Origin of the sequence: Actinophytocola sp., assembly GCF_050699915.1 — a bacterium.
Taxonomy (GTDB): domain Bacteria; phylum Actinomycetota; class Actinomycetes; order Mycobacteriales; family Pseudonocardiaceae; genus Actinophytocola.
In genome coordinates, this window is record NZ_JBOHGA010000001.1 from 74,357 (window position 1) to 94,285 (window position 19,929).

A 19,929-nucleotide genomic window follows, 5' to 3' on the forward strand; every position below is an offset into this window, starting at 1 on the left:
GCCGGCTCCGCGACCGTGGTAGCCCGCGACGACCAGGCGAGGGGAAACATGGCAGACCCATTGACCCCGGCAGCCATCCGGGCGGACGTCGCCAGGATGCTGCACCGTGCTCCAGACGAAAGCCTCGACGAGGACCTGTTCGAGTGTGGCCTGGACTCGGTGCGGCTGCTGACGCTGCTCGAACGGTGGCGCGAGGCGGGAGCCGACGTCGGCTTCGTGGAGCTGGCGCAACGGCCGACGCTCGAGAACTGGTTGCCCCTGTTGACCTCGCGGCTGTCTGCGACGCCACATGCGTGACCGGGAGAGCACGCGGCTGCCGCTGACCGCCGCACAGGAAGGGATCTGGACGGGCCAGCAGTTCGATCCGGACAGTCCGGCGTTCAACACCGCCGAGTACGTGGAGATCCACGGTCCCGTCGACGTCCGTCTGTTCGAGGCCGCACTACGCCGTGCCGTCGCCGAGACCGACGCGGTCAACGTGCGGTTCGGGGTGGACGAAGACGGACGACCGTGGCAGGACCTGGCCGACTGGCCACAGTGGACCTTGCACCTGCGAGACCTGAGCGGCGAACCCGACCCGGTCGCCGCGGCGGTGGAATGGATGTCCGCGGATCTGGCGGCGCCGGTCGACCTGCGCACCGAGCCGCCGTTCGGGCAGGCACTTCTCCGGGCCGGCGCCGAACACTTCCTGTGGTACCAGCGGGTCCATCACATCGCGCTCGACGGGTACGGCCTGTCGCTCGTGGCGCGCCGGGTCGCCGAGATCTACACCGCGCTGGTGGAGAACAGGGAGCCCGCGGAGCACGCGTTCGGCCCGCTGCACGCCGTCGTCGACGCCGACATGTCCTACCAGGACTCTCGGCAGTACGCCGCGGATCGGAACCACTGGATGGCGAAGGCCAGGACTGGGGTCGCGCCGGTCGTGCTCGCCGACCGATCGGGGCCGCTCGCACGAACCGTGGTCCGGGAGCACGCCGATCTCGACGCCGCCGCAGTCGACGCGCTCCGGGCCGTCGCGGACGACGCCGGCGCGATGTGGACCGACGCCCTGACCGCGGCGTTCGCGGCCTACCTGCACCGGATGACCGGAACGGCCGAGGTGGTGCTGGCGCTGCCGGTGATGGCCCGCGTCGGCTCGGTGTCGTTGCGCGTGCCGTGCATGTTGACCAACGTGGTGCCGGTGTGGCTGCGGTTCGGGCCGACCACCACCCTGGTCGAGCTGACCGGACAGGCGGCGGCCGAGCTTCGGGAGGCCCGGCCACATCAGCGCTACCGGTACGAGCAGCTGCGCCGCGATCTCAAGCTCGTCGGCAGCGAGCGGAAGCTCTTCGGCCCGTCGGTCAACATCATGCCCTTCGACCACCGCCTGCGCTTCGCCGGGCACCGCGGTGTCGTGCACAACGTCAGTGCCGGGCTCGTCGAGGACCTGGTGGTGCACGTCTACGACCGTGGCGAGGGCACTGGGCCGCGAATCGTCCTCGACGCCAACCCGAACTGCTACGACGCCGTCGAGCTCGCCACCCACCTGCGCCGGTTCCTGACCTTCCTTCGCCGCGCGGTCGCCGAGCCCACCGCACCGGTCGCGCGCATCGACCTGCTGGTCGGGCAGGAGCGACGGCTCCTGTTCGAGCAGTGGAACGACACCGCCCGCGAGCTGCCGGAGATGACCTTGCCGGAGGTGTTCCAGGCGCAGGTCGCGGCGACGCCGGAGCGAACCGCGCTCGTCGCCGCCGGCGGCACGTTCGACTTCGCCGAGCTCAACCGGCGGGCCAACCGCCTGGCCCGGCTGCTGATCGAGCACGGCGCCGCACCCGAGCTGTACGTGGCACTGCTGCTCCCACGCACGGCCGACGCGATCGTCGCCCTGCTGGCCGTGCTCAAGGCCGGCGCCGGATACGTGCCGGTCGACCCGGACTACCCGGCCCGGCGGGTCGAACTGGTGCTGGCCGACAGCGAGCCGGTCGTGCTGGTGACCACGGAAGCGCTTCGGCCCGCCGCTGCCGGCGGGACCACGCAGGTCGTCGCGCTCGACGCGCCGGACACCGCCGCTCGCCTCGACCAGTTGTCCGACCGGGACCTCACCGACGGCGAGCGGCTCGCGCCGCTGGTGCCGGCGCACCCGAGCTGCCTCGTGTACACCTCCGGCTCGACCGGGACCCCCAAGGGTGTGGTCATCGAGCACCAGGGCCTGGTCAACCTGTTCCACCACCACCGCGACGAGATGATCCGGCACGAGACGACCGCGACCGGCCGTGAGGTCATGCGCGCCGCGCTGTCCGCATCGCTGTCGTTCGACACCTCGTGGGAAGGGCTGCTCTGGCTCTTCGACGGCCACCAGCTGCACTACGTCGACGACGACCGCCGACGCGAGCCCGAGGCGATGCTCGACTACGTCGTCGAGAACCGCATCGACTTCCTCGACATCACACCGACCTACGCCGGGGAGCTGGTCGCGGCGGGGCTGCTGGGCGAGGGCCGGCACCGGCCCGCGGTGATCGCGCTCGGCGGCGAGGCGGCGGGACCCGCGCTGTGGAGGGCGCTGCGCGACGTGCCGGGGACCGCGACCTACAACCTGTACGGGCCCACGGAGTGCACTGTGGACACGCTGTCGTGCCGGCTGGCCGACAGTCCCGACCCGATCGTCGGCCGCCCGTTGGCCAACACCCAGGCCTACGTGCTGGACGCCGCGGGGCAGCCGGTGCCCCCGGGGGTGGTCGGCGAGCTGTACCTCGGCGGCCGCCAGGTGGCCCGCGGTTACCACAACCGACCGGACCTCACCGCGGAGCGGTTCGTCCGAGACCCGTTCGGCGCGGACGACGCGCGGCTCTACCGCACGGGTGATCTCGCGCGTTGGCGTCCGGACGGCCGTCTGGAGTTCCTCGGCCGGTCCGACGACCAGGTCAAGATCCGCGGCTTCCGGATCGAACCGGGCGAGATCGAGGCGGAGCTGCACGAGCACCCGGACGTCGCGCAGGCGGCGGTGATCGTTCGCGAGGACGCGCCCGGCCTGCCGCGACTGGTGGCCTACGTCGTCCCGACCACGAACCGCGTCCTGCCGGATCCGGCCACGCTGCGCCGGTTCGTCGCCGAGCGGCTGCCCGACTACATGGTCCCGCCCGCGTTCGTGACGGTCGATCGGCTTCCCCGCGACACCAACGGAAAGCTCGACCGCCGCGCCCTGCCCACTCCGGACGGTGACGCTGCTCCCGGCGGTCGCGCGCCGCGAGACCGCCGGGAGATCGCGCTGTGCGAGCGGTTCGCGGAGCTGCTCGGCCGGGACGAGGTCACGATCGACGACGACTTCTTCTCACTCGGCGGACATTCGCTCCTCGTCGGCAGGTTGATCGCCGGCATCCGCACCGACTTCGGCGTGAGCATCGGAATCCGAGCCGTGTTCGAGGCGCCCACCGTCGCCCAGCTCGCCGAGCGGCTCGGCGGCGGTGAGCTCGGCGGTGAGCTCGACGTGCTGGTTCCGTTGCGGCGAGGGGGAGACCTGCCCCCACTGTTCTGCATGGCCCCGGCCACCGGGCTCGCCTGGTGCTACGCGAACCTCATCACGGCCATCGGCGAGGACCGGCCGGTCTACGGCCTGCAGTCACCCGGACTCACCGCCGCGGCGCCGTCGCCCGCGAGCGTGTCCGAGCTCGCCGCCGACTATGTGCGGCGAATCCGGGAGGTCCAGCCCGACGGTCCGTACCACCTGCTCGGCTGGTCCTTCGGCGGGCTGGCGGCCCACGAGATCGCGGTGCAGCTGCAGGAGCGGGGAGACGAGGTCGCCGTGCTCGCACTGCTCGACTCGTTCCCGATCCCGCACGCGTGGCGATCGGCCCCTAGTCCGTCCGAAGAGGACTACTTCGCGGAGACCCTCGGCGAGGCCGGGACCGGCCGTGCCGTCGTCGACGAGCAGCACCGAGGGCGGCTGTACCGCGTGTTCCTCGACAACTCTCGGCTCGGCGCCGCGCACATCCCCGGACACTTCGCCGGCGACGTGACGCTGTTCGAGGCGGTCGAGGGCAAGACGGCCGACTGGCCCGGGCCGGAGTCCTGGTGGCCCCATATCGGCGGCGAAATCTATGTGTACCAAGTGGACAGCACGCACGAGCGGATGACCGGGCCGGCGGCCGCGGCACGGATCGGCACGGTGCTCGCCGCGCCCGCACGTCGGGAGAACGCGGCGTGATCGGCCGCCGGAAGTGGGTCGGCCTCGGCACCGTGCTGGCCGCGACGTTCATGACCCAGGTCGACGGGTTCATCGTCAACGTGGCGAGCCCGTCGATCCAGCGCGACCTCGGCGCTGGGTTCGACCAGATCCAGCTCGTCGGCGCGGCCTACGTGATCGCGTTCGGCGCGCTGCTGATCGCCGGCGCGCGGCTCGGCGACCGGGCGGGGCACAGTGTCGTGTTCCTGTACGGCGTCGGCGGGTTCACGCTCACCTCGCTGCTGTGCGGGCTCGCGCCGAGCGCCGAGCTGCTGATCGCCGCCCGCTTCCTGCAGGGTGCCACCGCGGCGTTCATGGCACCGCAGGTGCTGTCGATCATCCGGGCGACGGTCCTGGACGCGGAGGACCGGGCGCGCGCGGTCGGCGCGTACGGCGTGGTGATCGGTCTGGGCGTGATCTGTGGGATAGCCGGCGGCGGGATTCTGGTCGACCTCGACATCGCCGGGCTCGGGTGGCGACCGGTACTGCTCGTGAACGTCCCCGTCGGACTGGCGATCCTGGCTCTCGGTCCGGTGCTGCCGCGCGGCGAGCCCGGTGCGGCGCAGCGGCTGGATCTCGCCGGCGCCACCCTGACCATGGTGGGGCTGCCCGCCGTGCTGGTCCCGCTGATCTTCGGTCCGGGAGGGGCCTGGTGGACCTGGCTGGGCCTGCCGCTCGCGGCCGCCGTGTTCGCGGTGCTCGCGAGGCAGCAACGGCGGCTGGTCGCGCGCGGCGGAGACCCGCTGTTCCCTCCGCGGGTGGTCACCGCACGCGGGATGCGGCTCGCGCTGGCGACCGTGGTCACGCTGTTCGCCACGAACTCCGGGCTGTTCCTGGTGTTCACCTACCACCTGCAGACCGGGCTGGAGATCGGTCCGCTCGCCGCCGGGTTGATGTTCGTGCCGCTCGGACTCGGCTTCTCGCTCGGCTCCGCGGTCAGTCGCCGGCTCGCCCGCCGCGTGGCCGCCCCGGTCCCGGTCGTCGGCTGTGCGACGCTCGCCGCCGTCCTGCTCGCCGGGGCAGCCATCGCGAAGACCCCGGAGTCCGTGCAACCACCCCTGCTCGTGGCGATGATCGGTCTCGCCGGCATCGGCCAGGGGCTCGTCGTGGCGCCGCTCGTGGCCGGGATCCTCGGCCGGGTCGGCCCGGCCGACGCCGGCGCCGTGTCCGGCATGGCGGCGACCGCCACGCAGCTCGGCCTCGCACTCGGCGTCGCGGTGGCCGGCTCCTGGTACCGGCTCGTCCTCGGCGCGCCACCGGGCCAGAGCGGTGTGCCGTTCGCCGACCACGCGACGGCCTTCGCCGCCGCGGCCGTTCTGCTCGCGGCGCTGGCCACGGCCACCAGCCTGCTCAGCCGGCGGCTAGACCGGCTTCCCGTGCCACCAACCGAACCCGAGTCCAAGGCGGCGAGCATCACGGCTGCCGCCCCGAGCAGCTAGAGGAGGCCATGATGAAGGTCAAGCGGACCGTGCCGGCGGTGATCGGCGCCCTGTGCCTCGCCGCGACGGCATGCACCACGGCGACCACCTCCGCCGAGTCGGGCGGCGCGGATCGCCCCGGCTTTCCGGTGACGATCGAGAACTGCGGCAAGGAGTACACGTTCACCGAGCCACCGAGCCGGGTGGTCGTCATGAACGGCGGATCGGTGGCCGAGGTCTCCGCGCTGCTCGAGCTCGGACTCGGCGACCGGATCGTCGCCAACGCCCAGTCCTACGGCGCCTCGGAGGTGCCGGACCGGGTCGACGCGATCGCGGCGCTGCCCACCGGCGACATCGAGCTGAACGAGCAGATGGACATCCCGCGCGAGGCGATGGTCGGGCTGGCCCCCGACTTCGTGATCTCCACCTACGACGGCGGTTTCCGCGCCGAGGCCGGCTTCGCCACCCGCGACGACCTCGCCCGGATCGGCGCCAACACCTACGCGCCGGCCAGCGCCTGTGGCGAGGTCGGCACGGTTTCCGGTCGGCCGTCCATCGAGGACAGCTACCGAATGCTGCGGGACTTCGGCAAGATCTTCGGCGTCGGTGAGCGGGCCGAGGAGGTCATCGCCGAGTCGGAGCGGCGGATCTCGGCCGTGACGGACCAAGTCGGCGACCTGCCGGAGCAGAAGGCGATGGTGATCGTCCCCGGCATGGCGATGGGCGGCGAGTTCAGTTCCGTCGGTGGTAACGGAATCTGGAACGACATCCTGACCAAGGCCGGAGCGGTCAACACGTTCGACGGCGCTACCGACAACCTGTTCGCCGACCTCAGCAAGGAGCAGGTGGCGAAGGCCGACGTGGACGCGCTGATCGTGGTGAACTACCAGGCGCCGGACTCCGACGCCGACGCGCGGGCGCTGTTCGACCAGTTCCCGCAGTGGGATGCGGCGAAGAACGATCGGTACGTCGTGCTGTCCGACTCCATCTACCTCGGGCCGAGCAACCACCTCGCGGTCGAGCGGATCGCCGAGGCCGTCCATCCGGACGCGTTCTGACATGACGACGACGACACGACCGGCGGCGCGGGAGGCTCCCCGGGCCGGTTCGAGGATCCGGGCGGACCGGCCGGCACCGTTGCACGCGGTGCCGCTGCCGCTGTGCCTCGGCTTGCTCGGTGTGGTCCTGGTGGTCCTGGTGCTCGCGGCGGCCGCGATCGGCTCGGTGTCGGTGTCCATCGGCGACAGCTGGCAGGTCGTCTGGGGGCACCTCACCGGGCAGGCCGTGACGGTCAACCCGGCGCACGACCAGATCATCTGGAACTTCCGGCTGCCGAGGGTGTTGCTCGCCGCGCTGTGCGGCGCGGGCCTGGCGGTAGCCGGGGTCGTGCTGCAGGCGATGGTGAACAATCCGCTGGCGGACCCGTTCATCCTCGGCGTCTCGGCGGGCGGGTCGGTCGGTGCGGTCGCCGTGATGGCACTCGGCGCGGGCGCGCTCGGTGGCCTCGGCGTGTCCGGTGCGGCGTTCCTCGGGGCGATGCTCGCGGTGGTCCTCGTGTTCGTGCTGGGACAGCAGCGCGGCCGGCTCAACCCGGTGCGGCTGGTGCTCGCCGGGGTCGCGGTCAGCTACGTGTTCACGTCGATCACCAGCTTCCTGCAGCTGCAGACCGAGCCGAACAACATGCGCCAGATCATGTTCTGGTTGCTCGGCAGCGTCTCCGGGGCGCACTGGGAGCAGCTGCGGGTCGCGGGAGTCGTCGTGGTCGCCGCGACCCTGCTGCTGACGTGCCACGGCCGCCAGCTCAACGCGCTGGTCACCGGCGACGAGTCGGCCACCGCGCTCGGCGTCGATGTCAGGCGGCTGCGGCTGGTGCTGATCGTGCTGACCTCGTTGGTCGCGGGAGTGCTGGTCGCGATCGCCGGCGGGATCGGGTTCGTCGGTCTGATGGTTCCGCACCTGGTCCGGCTCGCCTTCGGCGCCGACCACCGCCGGTTGCTGCCGCTCGCGGCGCTCGTCGGTGCTGTCTACCTGGTGGCGGTCGACCTGCTGTCGCGGACCGTCGATCCACCCAACGAGCTGCCGTTGAACATCCTGACCGCGGTGTTCGGCGCGCCGTTCTTCATCTGGCTGCTGCGCCGGGATCGGAGCCTCTCTCACTCATGAAACTACAGGTTCAGCAGGTGAGCGTCACGATCGGCGGCACGCCCATCCTGCGCGATGTCAGCCTCGACGTCCTGCCCGGCGAGTTCGTCGGGCTCATCGGTCCGAACGGCAGCGGCAAGTCGACCTTGCTGCGCACCGTCTACCGGTCGGTGCGGCCGGCAGGTGGAGTGGTGCGGCTCGGCGACGAGGACGTGTGGTCCATGTCGGCCCGGACCGCCGCGCGGCGCACCGCGGCGGTTCTGCAGGACAGCCCCATCCCGCCCGGCCTGACCGTGCGGGAGGTCGCCGCACTGGGCAGGACACCGCACCAGGGGATGTTCGAGCGGGAGACCGCTGAGGACCGCGAGATCGCGGACTCCGCGCTGGCGCGTACCGGCATGCTGGGCCACGCCGAGCGGATCTACGGCTCGCTGTCCGGCGGTGAGCGGCAGCGGGTGCTTTTGGCCAGGGCGCTCGCGCAGCAGCCGCGACTGCTCGTCCTCGACGAGCCGACCAACCACCTGGACATCCGCGCCCGGTTCGAGCTGCTGGAGCTGGTGGGCACGGCCGGCGTGACCACCCTCGCGGTGCTGCACGACCTGGACCTGGCCGCCCGGAGCTGCGACCGGTTGGTGGTGCTGGACAAGGGCGAGGTCGTAGCGGCCGGCCCGGTCCTGGAGGCGTTGACTCCCGAGGTTCTGACGGACGTGTTCGGGGTGTCGGCCGTGACCGAGCAGCACGAGGACGGGATCGTGCGGGTGTCCTACGGAGCGCGGCCTCTCGCACGGGCGAGCTGACCGTCGTTCCCTGTGCGGTCAGAAGTTGCGCTTCCGGTAGCTCTGACGGGACTCGAACCGAGATTCCGGTGCGATGCTCCGAATCACGGCCTGCGTGCCGGCTCCGGCATCCTTGCCCGGTTTCGGCGCACGCCGGATCCGGCCGGCGACCGCGACGGGCGGACTCGGCCCGCGCCGCGGCGGCGGCATCCTGCCGAGCAGCACGACGAGCACCAGACCGAGCACGACCAGCAGGTGCGACAGCACGCCGGCCACGTTCCACCGGCCGGACAGCACGTCGCTCACATGGCCCCAGGACAGCACCGCGACGAACGTGCCGAGCAGGGGCACCAGTGCGGCCGGCGCCGCGCGACGGGTGGCCACGGCGATGAAGGCGACGCCGAGCGCGAGATGCCATCCGGCGTTCTCATATCCCGCCGGGGACTGGGCGCTGCCCGGCAGGGCAAGCGAGACCAGGGCGGAGGCACCCAGCAGCACACCGGTCCCGGCCAGCGTCACCCGGGGCTTGACGTCGCGCGAGCTCGCCGGTGGCACCCGCGCCAGGACCGCCTCCGTGACATCCGGCCACGCCACCACGGCCGTGGTCCTGGTCCGCCTCGTGATCAGCGCGGCGTCGTCGTACCACCGCGTGCAGTCGAAGCAGTGCTCCAGGTGCTGGTCGGGCGCCATGCCGGCGTCCTCGGGGCCCTCCTCGTCATCGAGGCGGGCGGACAGAGCTTCTCGGTATTCTTCGCAGTCCACGCGATAGTAGTCGGACAGTTCGCCGGGCCGGTTCCAACAAACCACCAATTGCGCGGACGAATCGCGCTTGACAAGCGCTGGATCGCATTCTCCTGCGCCGGAACCGCGCTTACGGTGAAAAAATGTCAGAGGCAGCGTTAGACGACACAATCACCGATATGGCTCTCGCCGCCGGGCGCGGTGACCGCGCCGCGGCCAACTCGCTCATTCAAAACACGCAGCGTGATGTATGGCGTTTTCTCATCTACCTCGTCGGCCGCGCGGACGCGGAGGATCTCACCCAGGAGACATTCGTGCGCGCGCTCGCCGGTGCACACCGGTTCAGTGGACGTGGCCACGCGCGGGCATGGCTCCTGGCCATCGCGCGCCGGGTGGCGGCCGACCACTTCCGGGCACTGTCGACACGTCCGAGACTCGCGACCAACGACGACTGGCAGGTCGCCGTCGAGCGGGCCCGGGCGCCGAACCTGCCCGGCATCGACGAGACGGTGTCGATCGGGCTCGCGGTTCGGGAGTTGTCGACCGAACGGCGAGACGCCTTCGTCCTCACGCAGGTGCTCGGACTGGCCTACGCGGAGGCGGCGCAGGTGTGCGGTTGCGCGGTCGGCACGATTCGATCCAGGGTCGCCCGCGCCCGCCAGGACCTCGTCGAGATCTTGGAACCTGGACTGCTCCGACACGGCCGGGGGAGTCGGCGGTAGCCCGAACGGGTGACGCTGTCCGTCCGATTGTGCACGACTGCGTGCCGACCCGTACAACGCCGCGAAACACCGGCACATCGCAGCTGGCACACCTGCTGAGCAGGGCCGTATCAGGTGGACCGGCGCGCCGGGGGCCGAAGCCGGTCCACGGCCGGGATCGGCCGTGTTTTCCCAGAGTAGAGGCATTTCCGGCCAACATCGGCTCGTCGGCCGGCACCGTTGTCACGGAGAGTTCAGTTGCCGGAAGATCAAGTCTCGCCGCACACGCTGGTGTAGTCTCTTCGCATAGTGTGTCCTATTTGCGAGCTTCTTGCGGTAGGCGACAAATGGGGGAGGAAACCTTCGCCGGGCGGACCCAGGACCCGTACGAGACACACGCGAGGAGGAATATCGTCGAGGTCAGGAGTGAGATCTGTGCCTGGTCACCAGCCGCTGAGTAGCGTCGCGCGTCATCGCCGTCCCGGAACCCGCGCCGGCGTGCCCGGCGCCGTGTCCGCGTCTTTCACGAACCCCTTACGTTGAGCCGGGTTCGGGGCGCATCGTGGAGCCTTCCGCAGCACCCGGTTACCTGCCGTCGAGCGTGAGAGCGGGGCCGGTGCTGGCGCCGAGGCTGGCGGTGGGCGTGGTCGTCGCCGTGTTCGTCAGCATCAGCCTGATCGGCTTCGTGCACGTGCTGTTCCTGCCCGTCGGAGTGGGCGGGATCGTGTTGTCGTTCGCGTGCATCGTGGCGTTGCTGCTGTTGCAACTGCTGTGGTACGCGGGTGAACCTTCGCGGTTTCGATCTCCGATCGGGTACGGCATCCTGGCGGCGCAGGCCGGCCTGGCCTACCTGCCGATCCTGATCTTCGGACAGGCCTGGGCCGGGATGCCCGGGTTCCTCGCCGGCAGTGTGCTGCTGGCCCTGCGACCGGTCGTGGCCTGGCCGGTGTTCGGCGTGATCGTGGCCAGCATGGGGTTCGCGCAGGCGCAGTTCACAGGCGTGCCTGTCGACATCCTCTACACCTCCGTGTCGACAGTGACGACTGGTCTGGTGGTGTACGGGCTGTCCCGGCTGCGCGCGCTGGTCGTGGAGGTACAGCGCAACCGCGCCGAGATCGCGCGGATGGCCGTGTTGCGTGAGCGGTTGCGGTTCGCGCGCGACCTGCACGACCTGCTCGGCTACAGCCTCTCGGCGATCACGTTGAAGGTGGAGCTGACCCACCGGTTGATCGAGAAGGCGCCGCGGGAGGCGAGCGATCAGTTGCTGGAGATCCTCGACATCTCCCGGCTGGCGCTGTCCGACGCCCGCACGGTCGCCAGCGGCTATCGGGAGTTGTCGTTGGAGGAGGAGTGCCGCTCGGCCGCATCCGTGCTCTCCGCCGCCGACGTCAACGTCCAGATCGACGCAGACCACACGGACTTGCCTGTCCGGGTGAGCACCGTGCTGGCCACCGTGTTGCGCGAGGGAGTGACCAACCTGCTCCGGCACAGCAAGGCGAAGCATTGCGAGATCATCATCAGGCAGTCACGCGACCACGCCACGATCGAGATCGTCAACGACGACGTGCACCGGGCCCGGACACCCACCCCGTCCGGTGGTGGTGGCGGCGGGCTGCACAACCTCTCCGTGCGGGCCGCGGAGATCGGCGGCTCGGTCACCGCCGAACGCGAGCACAAGCTGTTCCGGCTACGGGCTCAGGTCCCTCTGCGACCGCAACGCCAGCAACGCGACCAGTCGGACGTGACGTCACAGCCAGCCGGCCTCCCGGGCGATCCGGATCGCATCGACTCTGTTGCGTGCACCGAGCTTGCTGATGATCGTGGTGAGGTAGTTGCGGACCGTGCCGACCGAGAGGAAGAGTCGTGAGGCGATGTCGTCGGCCTGCATCCCCTCCGCGGTGAGGCGAAGAACCTCGGTCTCACGCGGGGTCAGCGGCGTCTCCGCGCTGTCCCAGGCAGCCATGGCAAGCTGGCTGTCGACGACCCGACGGCCGGCTGCGACGTCGCGGATCGCGTCCGCGAGCTGATCGGGCGGGGCGTCCTTCAACAGGAAGCCGGTTACCTTCGCCGATAAGGCGCGGCGCAGGTTCCCCGGCCGCGACAGTCCGGTGACGATCAGCGTCTGGATGTCCGGCAACTCCTCGTGTAATTCGCTGACCGCGGTCAGGCCGTCCTTGCCCGGCAGGTCGATGTCGACGACCGCGACATCGGGCCGAACCTTGTGCGCCGTCGGGAGAATTTCGGTCCCGTCGGCGATCTCGGCAACCACTTCGATATCCGGTTCGAGGTTGAGCAGGGCCGCAAAGGCGCCGCGAATCATATGCATGTCCTCGGCGAGCATCACCTTGATCATGTGGCCCCCTTCGGGCTGCCCGATGTGCCCGTTCTACCACGCTTCGTCGGCATCTGCATCGTTCGTGAACACGAAGGCCCTGCCGTGACAACGCTTTCTGTCGAGGTTCAGCCGATTCTCGTAACGGTCCTCGTGGCTGGTCACAAAAGTGTTGGCTATTTCCGCCACGATTTGCCGGAATTTCAATCCGGCGTCTTCGCAGGGAGACCGACGACGAACTCGCCGACGCTGACCTCCGCCGGCCAGTCGAGGTCGAACGCGGCGGTCGCCACCTCGCTGTCGCCCATCGCCAGCGCGCACGGCGCGAGCCCGAGCATCGTGGCGACGAGGTAGAGAGTCTGCTGCAGCACCCCCACGTGCTTGAGCGCTGTGGTGTACGAGATGCCGTCGTAGACCCAGGACAGGCGACCCAGGCGAGCGGTCATCGTGATCAGCGTCGGCGGCCGCCGACGGGCGCCGGCGAGCATCATCGCGTTGTCCAGCAGCTCGTCGGTGTGCGCCTGGTTCTCGTTGACCAAGGTGAGCGCGTGGCCCTGCGGGTCGTAGTGGTAGATCCCGCGTGGCAACCCGGCGCAGCGGTCGATCGTCAGGTAAAGGTCGAGCTCGTACAGCGAGCCGGCGCTCGGGTACGGGCGCTCGGTAACCGTGTAGTTCACCAACCCGGCGCCGAGTATCTCGGTTTGCGAGCGGACCCTGGCCGACCGGTACAGCAGCTCGCCGAGCTGCTCGAGGGAAGGGCCCTCATCGGCGAAGTGGCGTACCGAACGGCGCCCCTCGATGGCCTCGGTCAGCGACATGTCGTTCGACGCGGTGGTGAGGTCTGGCTCGTACAGCGGGAACCGGGGCCCGTCCGGCGGCGGCTTCACCGCCGGCAACGGCGGCAGCCGGCCGACGTGGCGGAACACCGCGCCGGCCGGACCGTCGTGCCGCCCCAGTCGGGTGCGCGAGTGGAACAGCAGTTCATGCGGCGACCAGGCGAGAAGCGCCGGATCGGTGTCCTCGGCGAACCGGGGGGCGCCCGGCCGCGCCGACGGCTCGGCTGTGTCTGGTTCGACGTCCCCGACGACCACGATGTCCGCTGCCGCGAGGAAGGCGACGATCTCCTCGACCAGCGGCTCGGCGACGTTGACGCGATTGGCGACCTCGGCGCAGGTCGTGGGCCTGGCGAGGGAACCGACCACCCACGAGGCGAGCGGCCGGTGCAGCGCGACCTGGTGGTGCGACAGCGGGGACTCCACCAGCAGCTCACCGTCGTGCACGCGGAGAAAGGCGAACCGGGACAGGCGGATCCGCGCACCGGCGGCGAGCTCGGGCGGCTCGAACGTGTCGCGCGGGGAGACCGGCGTGGCCGACAGCAGCGGCGTGGGCGAGTCCGGCAGGCACAGCGAGCACACGACGCAACCCGGCAGCCGGAGGAACAGGTCGTGCACGTCGTCGCAGACGAGGTCGGCCACGTTGGTGAGTGCGACCGGCCCCAGCGTCATCCGATGCAGCGTCTCCTTGATCGCCGGCGTGGGCGGGTCCACGCGCACGTCCTCCCAGCGAGTCAAGACGGTCACGCTGCCGTCCTCGGCCGACTCGATGGCCACGTCCTCACGGAATGACCACAGCAGACGGCTCTTCGGAGCTGGAGCGGCGGACTGGGGAGGCAAGGTCGCTCCTGGGGTCGGGGCCCGTGCGAGGGCTCACACGAACAACGGGAGGGGGTTGAGGTCGTCGTAGGAGGTGGGCCGGGCCAGCCGGCCGAGCTGCACGGGCACGTCGTACAGCCGACCCGGCGCGAAGCGGGACCAGAAGGAGCGCATCCCCGGCACGATCGCCTTCACCACTGGAAGGCCCACGTCCGGCCGAGTCTGGTCCAGCACCAGCACGTCGAGCCCGATGTCCTCCAGCCTGCGCCGGACCGTGGTGACATCCTCGTGGAGATCGTTCGTGGGGGAGTGCCTGTAGTCGGTGAGCCTCCGTGCCGGCACTGCGGGATCCGGCCGCAGGTAGGCGTTTCCGGCCCAGGTGGCGGTGCGCCACCAGCGAACGGCGTCCGGGTCGGACCAGTCGTACCGTCCGTCGCGGCCGGCCTCGACGACCGCGGGCATCAGCTGGTTCATCTCGGTGAGCGCGCGCGTGAGCGCGATCGTGGGGTCGAGGTGTGCCCCGAACCCGAACATGATGTCCTCGCACGCCTTGTCCGTGCGGCGAGACAACGCGACCATGGTCGGGATCCCGGTGTCTGACGATACATCCAGCACCCAGACGTCGCGACGCAGAGCCGCGTAGGTCTCGCGCAGCTCGGCGACCCAGGGGTCCTCGACGCTGTCGAGGTCGACCGCCGGGGCCCGGGTCCGGTTGTACCACCACAGGGCGACCGCGTCGCGCTCCACCAGCTCGAGCAGACCCTGCAGCAGCGCGTCCTCGAGGCTGCTGCCGGCCGCGTTGCCGTTGGAGTCGGCGCTGACCGTGCCACCGCCACCGTGCTCGGGCGGAACGTCGAAGTACAGCATTCCCGTGGGCAGCAGCCGGTGCCGCGACTCGGTGAGCGACCACACCGGCGTCCAGCTTGTCTCGGCCGACTCGTCGAACGGGTCGCACACGTGCTGGAAGGACGAGTGGGCCGCGTTCCAGCTCGCCCGGTCGGCGAACTGACGCTCGTCGAAGAGCTGGCACGCGTCGGGATGGATCGCGGGCTGGGCGGCGTCGTCGCGAAGCGAGGCATAGCTGCCGACGATCCGCTGCTCGTCTCCGTGGTAGTGGCCGCTGTGCCGCTCAATCGCCTCGCACAACGCGCTCACCCGGCCGTGCAGGGGAGTGATCCCCTTGCCGCCGTTCTCCGCGCGAAGCGTCGATCGCATGTGCTCGAACCGCCGACTCGCGTTCAGTGCGAGGTTCGGCCCGGCGCGGAACGCGTTGAAGAAGGCAGGGCCGCGCTCATCACGGGTGATCTCCTTGAGCACACCGGTGATCGGACTGATCAGGTGCTCGTGGCGCCGCATGACCTGCTCGGCCGACATGGACCGGTGCCCGCCACCACCGCGGCTGGCCTTCTGCCGGCTGCCGAGCGTCACCGGACGCATGGTCTGCCGCCGCATGAGGTCGGCGTCGCCGCAGGCCGCGCACTGTGGCCGCCGGCGTAGCTCGTGGTGGCTGCCGCACATGTCAAGGCTGTCGAGGGTCCACACGGACGACTGCCTTCCGCGGCGCAGCCCGGCCGCCCACTGCACCACGGTGAGCGCGATCAGGTTCAGTGCGGCCGTGCCGAGCGGAGGCAGCGACACGGCGGGCGGGGCGAGCGGGGCCTGCCCGTCCACCAGGTTACGCAGGCGTGTCTCGGCCCTGCGGTGGCCGCGAAGCCGGTGGGCGAGGCAGTGCCAGCAGGCGGTGCCACTGACGGGTTCGAAGATCGGGCCGATCCAGACCTGGGCGCCGCCGGGCTTGGCCAGCAGCCACGGGCGGCCGGCCGCGCGATGCAGGGCGTCGATGCGGGCCAGTGGAGCGTCTAGGTAGTCCTCGCAGAGGACGACGGAGATGTCGGCATCGTCGGTGAGGCGGTCCGCCGGCCCCTCGGCGGTGTCCAGTCCGGCGCCGTCGAGAGCGGCGAGTGTCGCGTCCGTGGCAGACCTGCTCCCGAACTCCCCGACGGCGATCGCCTGGACCCGGGTGGCGCGGGTACGCCGTACGGCGCTCACCGGATCGAGCTCCGTGGCCTCCCAGTAGGCGAGCGTCGGCGCATCCGCCGTGGACTCCAGCTCGGAGTCCGGCGGCGTGCGCAGCGCCACCAGGCCGGCGTCGACCAGCCGCGTGACGATCGCGCCGGCTTCGGCCGGTGCCATGCCGTCGGGCACCTCCCGGCGGAGCTCGGCGAGGTTCCTGGTGCCGTCGAGCAGCGGGGCCAGCGCCTCGACGTGGGCGCCCTCGACCGAGGTCGTGCCACGCTCGGAAAGCAGGTAAACGGCCTCGCCTCGGACGACGTGAGGCCGAAGGTGCCGCTTGAAGCCGACCGTGAGGCCCGCGGCCTGCTCGGACGTGGTCATGACAGCTCCCCACATCGCTCGACCGGCGCTGGAGCGCGCCTGGAGTCCAGGCTGCCTTGTCCGCGGTGCGATGCACAGTGCGCCGCTCACCTGCTCACTCCCCATTACTCATCACCCATTTATGACCTCGTCACTATCGGCTCACACCTCGGTAGGAATAGCGTTGAGTTGTCGTAAAACCGATGATCTTCGCATCCTCCCGGGACGGTCGAACCGGGTTCCCGGAGGCGGAAGTGCGGTGGGTCTGGCTGATAGCGAGGTCCCTAGAATGGTCACCAAGTTAGACGAACTGGAATTAATGACGAACGAGGAGAAGTTGACTCTCCTCGCCACGTTGCTGGAAGAGACCGAGGTTCCGGAGCCGGACTTCTGGCCACAGCCGGCCGGGTCCAAGTCCGCAGCCGGCGATCCGCGTACGGATCTGCGTTTCGAGCTGCTCGGTCCGCTGGTCATCCGGCCCGCCGACGCCGATGTCGAGGCCGATGTCGCACCGAGCGCGCCCAAGCTGCGGCTGATACTCGCGACGCTGCTGTTCAACGCCAACAAGCCCGTCGGGGCCTCGGCGCTGATCAGGGAGCTCTGGGGCGAGAACGCACCTCGCACCGCGAACTCGACGCTGCAGACATACATCTTCAAGCTGCGCAAGCTCTTCCAGGCTGTGCTCGGCACCTCGGTGGAGCACATCACCCATGAGGTGCTGCTCACCTGCTCCGGCGGGTACACGCTGCGAGTGGACGCACAGCAGCTGGACATCACCGAGTTCGACCAGTTGGTCACGTCCGGCACCGCCGCGATGCGCGCCGGCGACTACGAGAGCGCGGCCGAGAAGCTTCGCCGCTCGCTCGCCCTGTGGCGCGGCAGCGTCGTCCATCAGGGACAGTGGGGAACGTGCCTGCGCGCGCAGGTCGCCCGGCTGGAGGAGCGTCGCTTCTACGCCCACACCACCAGGATCGACGCCGACCTGTGCCTCGGCCGGCACCGCGAGATGATCAGCGAGCTCGCCTCGCTCGTAGTGGAGCACCCGCTGCACGAGTCCGCTCACGTCATGCTGATGATCGCGCTGCACCGGGCGGGCCGCGCATCCGCGGCACTCGAGGTCTACATGCGCTTCCGGCAGCGGATGCTGCATGAGCTCGGCATCGAGCCGTCCGAACGGATCAAGGCACTGCACGTGGCTCTGTTGTCGGCGGACCCCGTCCTCATGGACCTTTCGCTGACCTCGGAGATGCTGCTCGACCGTCTCGCACAGCCAGGTCTGGTGCGCGCCCGGGAGAATTCGCCCGCTGTTACCGGTGTATGACCGTTGGCACCTACGTTCTGTTTCGATATCGGTTTCGATGTCGAATGCGGTGAGGAGGAACGATGACCACGTCGCCCTTGCACAGTGATGCGGACCGCGGGCGAATGACGTTCGCGAACGACCCGGAACTGTTGTCCGGTGTTCTGCGACCGTACGCGCGACCGAAGACGCAGTACCTGAAGTCCGCCACCGTGGACACGGCCGACGGGCTCGCAATCGCGGAAGGCCAGTTCTCCATTCCCCACTCGTGCTACATCGACGACACGGGCCACCTGAACTCGGTCGAGGTCAACATCTGCTTCAACCAGCTGATGTACTACCTGATCGCGAAATGCGTGCAGGAGCAGGCCCTGCCGGCGTTCGACGCCTGGACGATGGAGGACTACTGGGCCAAACAGCTGCCGGACATGCTCATCGCGAACTTCAGGAGCAACTTCCGGCGCCCGATCGACTCGGCCTCCTTCACCGGCGCGGTGTCGTTCGGCGACTTCAGCGTGCGCAACGTGCGGCGAGCGATCCAGCTCGTCGACATGCCGTGGCAGTTCTGGGACGCCTCGGGCGGCCACGCCGACGGTGAGGTGCGCATGGCACTCGTCGAGCCGCCGGGCATGGGCTACCAGGCCAACGCGGCCTGAGCACCCACACCAGTGCAGCGAGGAGAGGGAGACACGGTGACCGTTCAGTTGCGCACGCTCGTCGACGTGGTGCGCCACCACGCCACTCGACAGCCGGATGCCGTCGCGATGATCTGCGAAGGCCGGCGGGTCGACTACGCCGCGCTGCACCGGGTGAGCAACCAGGTCGCGCACGGTCTCCAGGCGGCCGGCCTGCGTCCGGGGGACCGGATCGCGTACCTCGGCAAGGAGTCCGAGCACTACTACGAGCTGCTGTTCGGCTCGGCGAAGAGTGGTGTCGTGCTGGTGCCGATCAACTGGCGGCTGGCCCCCGAGGAGGTCGAGCACATCCTGCGCGACTCCGGTACGGCGCTGCTGTTCGTGGACGCCGACGCCGAGGCGACCGCCGCCCGGCTCGCCCCCGAGCTGCCGCGGCTGAGCCAGGTGCTGCCGCTGGACCAGCCGGGCGCGCCGGGTGCCGGGTTCGCCGACTGGGTGGCGCGGCAGCCGGACGTCGACGTGCTCTCCCGGGTCCGTCCGGACACGCCGCTCGCGCAGATGTACACCAGCGGCACCACCGGGCTGCCGAAAGGCGTGGTTCTCGCGCACCGCAGCTTCTTCGCGGTCCGCGACGCGCTGGCCGCCGCCGACCTGGACTGGATCGACTGGCGCGCTGGCGACCGCAGCCTGATCGGCATGGCCGGCTTCCACATCGGCGGCCTGTGGTGGTCGACGCAGGGCTTCGCGGCCGGTGTCACGAACGTCGTGATGCGCGAGTTCACCACCGCCGGCGCGGTGGAGCTGATCCGGACGCTGGGCGTGACGACCGCGTGCATGGTCCCGGCGATGCTGCGACTCCTGCTGGCCGAGCCGGGTGTCACCAAGGACGACTTCGCCACCCTCCGCAAGGTCATCTACGGTGGCGCGCCGATCTCCGCGGCGCTGCTCGCCCGGTGTGTCGAGGGCTTCGGCTGCGAGTTCGCCCAGATCTACGGGTTGACCGAGACCGGCAACACCGCGATGTGCCTGCCGCCGTCCGACCACGTGCCGGACGGGGCCCGGATGCAGGCCGCAGGACGGGCGTACCCAGGGTTCGCGGTGAAGGTCGCCGACGCGGCGGGCAACCCGCTGCCGGCCGGTGAGATCGGTGAGGTCTGGCTGCGCACCCCGGCGGCGATGCTCGAGTACTGGAACCTGCCGGAGGCCACGGCGAAGACCCTCGTCGACGGCTGGGTGGTGACCGGAGACGCCGGTGTGCTGGACGAGGACGGCTACCTGTACATCCGCGACCGGATCAAGGACATGATCATCATCGCGGGGGAGAACGTGTACCCCGCCGAGGTGGAGAACGTCATCGGCAGGCACCCCGCGGTCGCCGAGTCCGCCGTGGTCGGTGTGCCCGACGAACGCTGGGGCGAGGCCGTCTACGCGTTCGTGGTGCCGGTGGAGGGCGAGCAGCTCACCGAACGGGAGCTCGCGCTGTTCCTCAAGGGAAAGCTCGCCACGTTCAAGTCGCCGCTGCACTACGAGTTCGTCGACAAGGTGCCGCGCAACCCGAGCGGCAAGATCCTCCGCCGCGAGCTGCGCGAGCGGTTCTGGGACGGCCACGAGCGCCGCGTGAGCTGAGCCCGGCCGCAGCAACCCGATTCCCCCGAACCGCC

The 19,929-nt window shown here is 70.1% G+C and carries 15 protein-coding genes; 11 read left to right on the forward strand and 4 right to left on the reverse strand.

The annotated features are described in order from the left end of the window. Positions 1-48: 48 nt before the first annotated feature. The 6 genes from ACRDSK_RS00310 to ACRDSK_RS00335 are packed head-to-tail and all read left to right on the forward strand — an operon-like array spanning position 49 to position 8,555. Positions 49-297 carry a phosphopantetheine-binding protein gene (locus ACRDSK_RS00310; protein ID WP_431437767.1) on the forward strand — a complete coding sequence of 83 codons (249 nt, stop codon included), beginning with the start codon at positions 49-51 and terminating at the stop codon, positions 295-297. Next, positions 290-4,180 carry an amino acid adenylation domain-containing protein gene (locus ACRDSK_RS00315; protein ID WP_431437768.1) on the forward strand — a complete coding sequence of 1,297 codons (3,891 nt, stop codon included), beginning with the start codon at positions 290-292 and terminating at the stop codon, positions 4,178-4,180. Before ACRDSK_RS00310 ends, ACRDSK_RS00315 begins: the two co-directional genes overlap by 8 nt. Then, positions 4,177-5,637, forward strand: coding sequence for an MFS transporter (locus ACRDSK_RS00320; protein ID WP_431437769.1), 1,461 nt, complete (start codon positions 4,177-4,179; stop codon positions 5,635-5,637). Before ACRDSK_RS00315 ends, ACRDSK_RS00320 begins: the two co-directional genes overlap by 4 nt. Positions 5,638-5,648: 11 nt before the next feature. Further along, the gene (locus tag ACRDSK_RS00325; protein ID WP_431437770.1) at positions 5,649-6,674 is read left to right on the forward strand and encodes an ABC transporter substrate-binding protein; all 1,026 of its coding nucleotides are present in this window, start codon (positions 5,649-5,651) and stop codon (positions 6,672-6,674) included. Between the two features lies 1 nt (position 6,675). Further along, positions 6,676-7,779, forward strand: a complete 1,104-nt coding sequence (locus tag ACRDSK_RS00330; protein ID WP_431437771.1) for a FecCD family ABC transporter permease — start codon at positions 6,676-6,678, stop codon at positions 7,777-7,779. Between the two features lie 17 nt (positions 7,780-7,796). Next, positions 7,797-8,555, forward strand: coding sequence for an ABC transporter ATP-binding protein (locus ACRDSK_RS00335; protein ID WP_431437772.1), 759 nt, complete (start codon positions 7,797-7,799; stop codon positions 8,553-8,555). An 18-nt stretch (positions 8,556-8,573) separates the two neighbouring features. Here ACRDSK_RS00335 and ACRDSK_RS00340 read toward each other — a convergent pair whose 3' ends face one another. Further along, positions 8,574-9,296, reverse strand: a complete 723-nt coding sequence (locus tag ACRDSK_RS00340; RefSeq protein ID WP_431437773.1) for a hypothetical protein — start codon at positions 9,294-9,296, stop codon at positions 8,574-8,576. 158 nt (positions 9,297-9,454) lie between these two features. Between ACRDSK_RS00340 and ACRDSK_RS00345 the strand changes: the two genes are divergently transcribed. Then, positions 9,455-9,997, forward strand: a complete 543-nt coding sequence (locus tag ACRDSK_RS00345) for a sigma-70 family RNA polymerase sigma factor (RefSeq protein WP_431437774.1) — start codon at positions 9,455-9,457, stop codon at positions 9,995-9,997. Positions 9,998-10,577: 580 nt separating this feature from the next. Then, complete coding sequence (locus ACRDSK_RS00350; RefSeq protein ID WP_431437775.1) at positions 10,578-11,843, forward strand: sensor histidine kinase; 1,266 nt, start codon at positions 10,578-10,580, stop codon at positions 11,841-11,843. Here the strand turns inward: ACRDSK_RS00350 and ACRDSK_RS00355 are convergent. The 3 genes from ACRDSK_RS00355 to ACRDSK_RS00365 form a co-directional block, all read right to left on the reverse strand. Then, positions 11,724-12,329: a response regulator transcription factor gene (locus tag ACRDSK_RS00355; protein WP_431437776.1), complete on the reverse strand. Its 606-nt coding sequence runs from the start codon at positions 12,327-12,329 to the stop codon at positions 11,724-11,726. The genes ACRDSK_RS00350 and ACRDSK_RS00355 overlap by 120 nt on opposite strands. 182 nt (positions 12,330-12,511) lie before the next feature. Further along, a complete protein-coding gene (locus ACRDSK_RS00360; RefSeq protein ID WP_431437778.1) occupies positions 12,512-13,918 on the reverse strand; it encodes a SagB/ThcOx family dehydrogenase in 1,407 nt (468 codons plus the stop codon). 96 nt (positions 13,919-14,014) lie between these two features. Next, positions 14,015-16,354, reverse strand: coding sequence for a TOMM precursor leader peptide-binding protein (locus ACRDSK_RS00365; protein ID WP_431437780.1), 2,340 nt, complete (start codon positions 16,352-16,354; stop codon positions 14,015-14,017). A 268-nt stretch (positions 16,355-16,622) separates the two neighbouring features. Here ACRDSK_RS00365 and ACRDSK_RS00370 point away from each other — a divergent pair, with 268 nt between their 5' ends. The 3 genes from ACRDSK_RS00370 (at position 16,623) to ACRDSK_RS00380 (ending at position 19,894) form a co-directional block, all read left to right on the forward strand. Beyond that, positions 16,623-17,654 (forward strand): AfsR/SARP family transcriptional regulator, encoded by a 1,032-nt coding sequence (locus ACRDSK_RS00370; RefSeq protein ID WP_431437781.1) that lies wholly within the window; start codon positions 16,623-16,625, stop codon positions 17,652-17,654. Positions 17,655-17,716: 62 nt separating this feature from the next. After that, entirely contained in the window at positions 17,717-18,289 is a 573-nt protein-coding gene (locus ACRDSK_RS00375; RefSeq protein WP_431437782.1) for an FcoT family thioesterase, read from the forward strand. Between the two features lie 36 nt (positions 18,290-18,325). Beyond that, a complete protein-coding gene (locus ACRDSK_RS00380) occupies positions 18,326-19,894 on the forward strand; it encodes a fatty acid--CoA ligase (protein WP_431437783.1) in 1,569 nt (522 codons plus the stop codon). Positions 19,895-19,929 lie beyond the last annotated feature (35 nt).

Excerpts from the sequence above, each read along its gene's own strand:
- ACRDSK_RS00310 (WP_431437767.1), top strand. The coding sequence starts at position 49 with ATGGCAGACCCATTGACCCCGGCAGCCATCCGGGCGGACGTCGCCAGG.
- ACRDSK_RS00330 (WP_431437771.1), top strand. The coding sequence starts at position 6,676 with ATGACGACGACGACACGACCGGCGGCGCGGGAGGCTCCCCGGGCCGGT.
- ACRDSK_RS00315 (WP_431437768.1), top strand. The coding sequence starts at position 290 with ATGCGTGACCGGGAGAGCACGCGGCTGCCGCTGACCGCCGCACAGGAA.
- ACRDSK_RS00375 (WP_431437782.1), top strand. The coding sequence starts at position 17,717 with ATGACCACGTCGCCCTTGCACAGTGATGCGGACCGCGGGCGAATGACG.
- ACRDSK_RS00355 (WP_431437776.1), bottom strand. The coding sequence starts at position 12,329 with ATGATCAAGGTGATGCTCGCCGAGGACATGCATATGATTCGCGGCGCC.
- ACRDSK_RS00370 (WP_431437781.1), top strand. The coding sequence starts at position 16,623 with ATGGTCACCAAGTTAGACGAACTGGAATTAATGACGAACGAGGAGAAG.
- ACRDSK_RS00345 (WP_431437774.1), top strand. The coding sequence starts at position 9,455 with ATGGCTCTCGCCGCCGGGCGCGGTGACCGCGCCGCGGCCAACTCGCTC.
- ACRDSK_RS00325 (WP_431437770.1), top strand. The coding sequence starts at position 5,649 with ATGAAGGTCAAGCGGACCGTGCCGGCGGTGATCGGCGCCCTGTGCCTC.
- ACRDSK_RS00365 (WP_431437780.1), bottom strand. The coding sequence starts at position 16,354 with ATGACCACGTCCGAGCAGGCCGCGGGCCTCACGGTCGGCTTCAAGCGG.